This is a genomic window from Brevibacillus gelatini, from assembly GCF_003710935.1.
Classification (GTDB): domain Bacteria; phylum Bacillota; class Bacilli; order Brevibacillales; family Brevibacillaceae; genus Brevibacillus; species Brevibacillus gelatini.
On record NZ_RHHS01000086.1, the window covers coordinates 1 to 5884 of the forward strand.

General features: G+C 47.5%; 6 protein-coding genes. 4 read left to right on the forward strand and 2 right to left on the reverse strand.

From position 1 onward, the window contains the following. Positions 1–81: 81 nt before the first annotated feature. Entirely contained in the window at positions 82–945 is an 864-nt protein-coding gene (locus tag EDM57_RS22875; RefSeq protein ID WP_122906965.1) for an arylamine N-acetyltransferase family protein, read from the reverse strand. Beyond that, positions 942–2435 carry an NAD(P)H-dependent oxidoreductase gene (locus EDM57_RS24140; protein WP_425455834.1) on the reverse strand — a complete coding sequence of 498 codons (1494 nt, stop codon included), beginning with the start codon at positions 2433–2435 and terminating at the stop codon, positions 942–944. Before EDM57_RS24140 ends, EDM57_RS22875 begins: the two co-directional genes overlap by 4 nt. Positions 2436–2596: 161 nt before the next feature. Here EDM57_RS24140 and EDM57_RS22890 point away from each other — a divergent pair, with 161 nt between their 5' ends. The 4 genes from EDM57_RS22890 (at position 2597) to EDM57_RS23040 (ending at position 5804) form a co-directional block, all read left to right on the forward strand. After that, entirely contained in the window at positions 2597–3358 is a 762-nt protein-coding gene (locus EDM57_RS22890) for an ArsR/SmtB family transcription factor (protein WP_122906967.1), read from the forward strand. Between the two features lie 168 nt (positions 3359–3526). Beyond that, a complete protein-coding gene (locus tag EDM57_RS22895) occupies positions 3527–3973 on the forward strand; it encodes a hypothetical protein (protein ID WP_122906968.1) in 447 nt (148 codons plus the stop codon). A 139-nt stretch (positions 3974–4112) separates the two neighbouring features. Further along, a complete protein-coding gene (locus EDM57_RS22900) occupies positions 4113–5333 on the forward strand; it encodes an IS256 family transposase (protein ID WP_122906969.1) in 1221 nt (406 codons plus the stop codon). A gap of 69 nt (positions 5334–5402) precedes the next feature. Then, positions 5403–5804, forward strand: a complete 402-nt coding sequence (locus EDM57_RS23040) for a hypothetical protein (RefSeq protein ID WP_148039137.1) — start codon at positions 5403–5405, stop codon at positions 5802–5804. The last annotated feature ends 80 nt before the right edge of the window (positions 5805–5884 follow it).

Sequence of the window (5884 nt, forward strand, 5' to 3'; positions counted from 1 at the left end):
CAAAAAAATTTACATTCCCTCCGAGAGTTTTCATAGGTAAAGGCCCCCCAGTTTGCCTTACAAACTGGTGTGGGCCTCCTGTCACTTCAACTTCGCTTTCTTCCACTCCTCATGGTAGCTCCATACTCGCTTCCATAATTCATCGCGCTCTAGCCAGCTATAATTCACCAGATGCTCCTGAAACACGTCGCCCAACACTTCCAGCCATTGTGATTTCGTGCGGAGTTCTATTTTCTCGGTACCATCGCTATCCCGCTTGCTCCATATACAACCTCTCAATTCATTACTGCCCGTGGCGTGTCTATGCCGTACAAGAAAGAGCTGAATCCAGGGCGACTCCGGTGACAAGCTGTAAAATTCGTGTTTCGGTTGAAACTCTTCCAGGTCTTCCAAGTCATCAGGAGCAAAATCTACACCGACAAACGATGCCTGCGGATCGTGGACAAGCCGCCAACCGCCTTGAGCGACGCCGGAGCTTTCGACCTGATAGCGCAACGGCCCTTGTTCGTAAGTGCCGATCTGCAGCGGGATCGGATCATAGGGCATATCGCCCAATCCCACATCGACGATGTATCGTTGTTCTTGTTGCTGTTCATTCATCAAGCTGACGGTTAACCCAAGGTGAAAGGAATTGATTCGAGGTTCCTGCCCCAGTGGCTGGACGCCGGCTCTATGCCAGAAAACACGGAAGCCAAGCGAACGCAGCAGCACGCTGAACGCGCCGTTCAAGTGAAAGCAATAGCCGCTTCGGTTACTCAGCATGAGACGGACGCACTCGTGCAGATCGATTGAAGTCGGTCTGCCGGCGACGATGTCAATTGTTTGCCAGGAAATGGTCGACACGTGCGCTCTGTGAAGCTGAGTGAGATAGGAAAGGGTTGGCGGCTGTATATCCGTAATGCCGATTCTTTTCAAGTAAGCTTTGATTTCGGAGCGGGTCATCATGATTCCATCAATTCCTTCACAGGTTGTTTGCTGCCGTCTCCCAACTTCCGCACGAGCCCGATAAATTGTTCGACGGCTTGGTCGATGCGCTGTATGATCTCCATATCTTGAGGAACTCCGTCCCGGTCAAAAACAGGTTGGCCGTCTCCGATGGATACCCATTCCGGGCATAGAATGCCGTGAAGATTCCGGATGATGCCTTGCAAATGGATCAGCGAACTGATACCGAGAGGCCCGCCTGCCGAACTCACGGGCAAGACCGGCTTCCCCGCCACGTGGCTGTTGTCCAAATAATCCAGCGCATTTTTCAGCGAACCGGATAGGGAACCGTGGTATTCGGGAGTGGCGAGGATGAGACCGTCGGCTTGTTTGACCGCAGTAATCAGAAGATCGGCTTCCGGGGGAACAACCTCCGAATCGGGAGAATAGAGCGGTAACTGCACAACCCGCAGATCGATAAATGAGACCGGAATGTTTCGGGCTTTCAGAATGGTTTCGATATAACGAAGTACACTTGTACTGGTAGCGTTTTGCCGGTTGCTTCCGGCGATCATGGCAATATGCATCGTTATGACCTCACTTTCTTTGTTTGCTGAAGTTGCTTCGGGGATGTCGCAGAAAAATTCCACGGCATATTCACCCCAATTACCCCGAAGATAATCATGGCAGCGCCGCATAGATGACTCCATGTAACGGCTTCCTGCAAGATCAAAGCTCCCGCACCGATGGCGATAATCGTCGACAAGTGGGAGAATACGCTCATCTTGGCGGCTTCCATCCGGGATAAAATAAAGTTCGCCATAAAGGTAGTTGCCAATCAAGGCGATAAAGACACTGCTCGCAAGCGGAGCGACAAAAGCATCAATCGTCCCTGCCGCCGCATGGGTGCCAAGCGATGCAGCCAAAAATGAGAAGAATGCGAACCCTACCATAAAGAAACTGATTTCCATTGCACGGAAATGTCTGGTTACCAATCGGGCCAGCACGTTGTACCCGGCTAATGTGATGCAAGCGAGAACGAGTAAGACGATTCCGGTGGTATGTGACCAGTCGCTTGTGCCATTCATGGCATAAATGAACACAATGCCGCTCGCAGACAGAAGGAGAGACAGCTTCTGCATCAAGGTGGTCTTTTCTTTTAAAAAGATGGAAGCGAATATCATCGTGACGGCTGGCGTCATGGCGCTGATGATGCCGCCTTCTGCAGAAGTGGCATACTGGAGCCCAAACGTTTGCAAAACAAAGTAAGCGATTGGGTACAGCGAAGCTAGCAGCAACAAGGACAGCATCGGTTTTCCGCGCCAGCCCGGTTTGACGAATCCAGCCAATGCAGGAACAAGCAAGATGGCAAAAGCGACTGCAAAACGGTAGGTCAGAGTATCGAGCGGATTTGCAAATGTCAACGTCAGTTTGACAAGCAGAAAAGTCACGCCGATCACTGCCGCATTAAGGATGGCAGCGAAATAAGCAAGTTTCAGTTGCCAAATCACCTCCGTTGCAACGTGGTGGCCGCCGGCGGAACATCAAGTGCTTTTGTATATGTGACTAAATGGTCACTTTTAATATATGTTACTATATGGTAACATGTCAATGGTTATCGAGACCTTATTGCCTATTTCTTACTTCGTTGACGTCATGGAGGCATATCCATATGGACGATATATTTAAAGCACTGGCCGATCCAAGCAGACGCACACTGCTGGATTTGCTGTATGAAAAGGATGGCCGAACGTTAAACGATCTCTGCACTCATCTGCAGATGTCCCGCTTCGGCGTTATGAAGCATCTGCGTATTCTGGAAGAAGCGGGCCTGCTTACTACCCGGAAGGTAGGTCGGGAAAAGTACCACTACCTGAACCCTGTATCCATTCGCCAAATTTACGATCGGTGGGTAAGCAAGTACGCCGAACCGTGGGTGTCGGGATTAAGCTTGCTAAAAAAAGAGTTGGAGAGTGAACCAGTGATGGAACAAAAGCCAAGGCATATCAACCGCATTGCGATCAAAACAAGTCCTGAACAGGTTTGGAACGCGCTGACCAATCCCGAGCTGACCTCGAAATATTGGTATAACGGGGCCATTCGCGGCGAACTCAAGGCAGGCAGTCCGTATGAGATATGGAATCCGCAAGGGCAGGTGCAGGCAAAAGGGGAGTTTCTTGTCGTGGAGCCGCCTTGTCGGCTGGTTATGACATGGCAACTGCTTGTACAAGCCGAGACTGCGGAGGAGAAGCCTTCACGATTGACGTGGGAAATCGCGCCGCATGCCGGGTTCCCCGGGGTGACGTTAGTGACTGTTGTGCACGACGAGTTCGAGGAAGCACCGCATACCTCCCGTGTATTGGAAGAGGGATTGCCGATTGTTCTTTCCGGTATGAAGACATTGATTGAGACAGGCGGGTCATTGACTTCCTGATGTAAGTTAGGCTGGCTTTTCGTATTCTCAAATCTGATAAAAACAATGTACTGATGTATAAAGGGTTCTGAATGATAGATGATTTTTTTTGTGAATTCATGAAACTTTTTATTGATTGGGTAGTCTTATATAACGGGGAATAAAAAACATTTAAGGGAGGAATTTACAATGAACAAAAGGTTGGTAGGTCTCTCTGCGCTTGCAGTTGCTGTTCTTGCAGGTGGATTGACTTTTTCTAACATCTCCAGCGCCGAGGAAGATCCTCAAAAAGAAGCAGAGAGAGTAGTTCAAAACTTCGTAGCTCTATTGGCTAACGAGGAATACGAAAAGGCTGCAGCTCTAGTAGATGATCCTAGATTTGCAACGGAAGAAGAACAAATACAGGCTTACAGGGAAAATGAGAATTCTGAAGAAAAAATTGAGGGGTTTAAAATTGTGTCAGTGGATGTAAAGAACGATAAAAAAGCCGAGGTAGATGTTGAATTTACTACAAGAGCAGTAGGGACTCAGCATGTGACATTACCAATCGAAAAAAAGGGAAAGCAATGGAAAATTGTTTTCAAGAAAGTTAAGGAATTCAAATATTCCAAAAGCAAAAAAAGCGACTTTCAATAAATAAGATGCATTGTAAAGGAGGAATTAACGTTATGAAAAAACTATTAATCGCCGGAGCATTAGGGACTGTAAAATATTCTGTGTAAACTCTCAAAACCTATTACAATAAAAGAAAGGTTGGTTTGAGAGGATGACACCTATGGCGAGATTTAGTAAGGAACAAGTGAAGGCGTTTGTGAAGGAAAACAACCTCAAGACGATGGACGATGTGCAGTCGGCACTGAAGGAACTGTTTGCAGAAACGCTGCAGTCGATGCTAGAGGCGGAGCTTGACACGGAACTCGGCTATGAAAAGCACGATGTGAAGCGAAAGAAAACAACAAACAGCCGTAACGGGAAGACAAAGAAGACGGTGACAAGCGAATACGGCGAGGTGGAGATCGCGGTGCCACGTGACCGTAATGGCGAATTTGAGCCCGTTATCGTGAAAAAGCATCCGTCTACCGTTACCGGCATTGAGGACCAAATTATCGCCATGTATGCCAAAGGTGTCAGCACACGGGATATTCAGGACCATCTGAACCATCTGTATGGAATTGACGTTTCTCCTACCATGATCTCCAATGTGACGAATAAGATCGTGCCACTCATCAAAGAATGGCAGAACCGACCGCTACAAAGCATCTATGCGGTTGTATTTATGGACGCCATTCACTACAAAGTCAAGCAAGACGGTGCTATTGTGAACAAAGCGGCTTATATGGTCATTGGCATTGATTTGGACGGCAACAAGGACGTATTAGGCATGTGGATTGGAGAGAATGAATCCTCAAAGTTCTGGCTGAGCGTACTGAACGACTTACGGAACCGTGGGGTTCAGGACATTCTCATCACCTGCGTGGATAACCTAACGGGCTTCTCTCAGGCCATCTCTGCCTGCTATCCGAATACGGAGATCCAAAAGTGCATCATTCATCAAATCCGCAACTCGACCCGTTATGTTTCTTATAAGGATCTTAAGAAAGTGACGGCGGATTTAAAGCCAATCTACAAAGCGGCAACAGAAGAGGCTGCCTTACTGGAATTGGATCGTTTTGAGGAAACATGGGGTAACAAATATCCCCTCATCGTTCGCTCTTGGCGTACCAACTGGGACGAGCTAGCTACTTTTTTCAAGTATCCACCAGAGATTCGTAAATTGATCTATACGACCAATATGATTGAGAGTTACCATCGGCAACTCCGGAAGGTGACGAAGGGCAAGAGCATTTTCCCCACCGATGAAGCCCTGCTCAAAATGCTCTATTTGGCTACCATGGACGTCACCAGGAAGTGGACTGGACGAGTGCAGAACTGGGGGCAAATGCTCCTCCAGCTCTCCGTGTTCTTCCCGGATCGGATCGGCCAATACTTACGCTAGTTTTTTATTCCAAAAGGGTTTACACAAAATACTGGACAGACCCGAGCATTACTTGCTGCTACCTTCTCTATGGTTCTAGGAGCCTCAGCTGCTCCTGTCTCGACTCTTTCGACAATTGCCACTCAGTATGGGATGACACTTACTCATGATGGTTTCGATGTACAAGTATACACTCCAACGTTTACAACTAATGATCCGACAGAAACGATTACGGTTTCTGGATGGCAGTTATTTGAACCGGACGCTAGTTACACTCCTAAAATTAAATATTCAGCTGTAAAAAAAGGAACATTCAGCGATACAGTATACAGCTCCACCACTGTTGATGGCAAATACACGAGTTCTTCTTGGTTTGCTGCAAGACAGTTACCTAGTGTGCCTAATGGATCAGGGAAAGCGGTAAGAATTAATATGACGACAGGGAACTACAATAAATTAAAACTTGGTGGAAATGTTTACGATGGCTTGTAAATTTAAAAGCCTGCTAATGTCTTCTATCGTCTGAAGTATTCAGAGACCCACCCGAGCAGGTGTTTTTCGCAAGTCAAAAA

Coding starts and splice junctions, on each gene's coding strand:
- EDM57_RS22875 (WP_122906965.1), bottom strand. CDS start 945: ATGATGACCCGCTCCGAAATCAAAGCTTACTTGAAAAGAATCGGCATT.
- EDM57_RS22890 (WP_122906967.1), top strand. CDS start 2,597: ATGGACGATATATTTAAAGCACTGGCCGATCCAAGCAGACGCACACTG.
- EDM57_RS22895 (WP_122906968.1), top strand. CDS start 3,527: ATGAACAAAAGGTTGGTAGGTCTCTCTGCGCTTGCAGTTGCTGTTCTT.
- EDM57_RS22900 (WP_122906969.1), top strand. CDS start 4,113: ATGGCGAGATTTAGTAAGGAACAAGTGAAGGCGTTTGTGAAGGAAAAC.
- EDM57_RS23040 (WP_148039137.1), top strand. CDS start 5,403: ATGGTTCTAGGAGCCTCAGCTGCTCCTGTCTCGACTCTTTCGACAATT.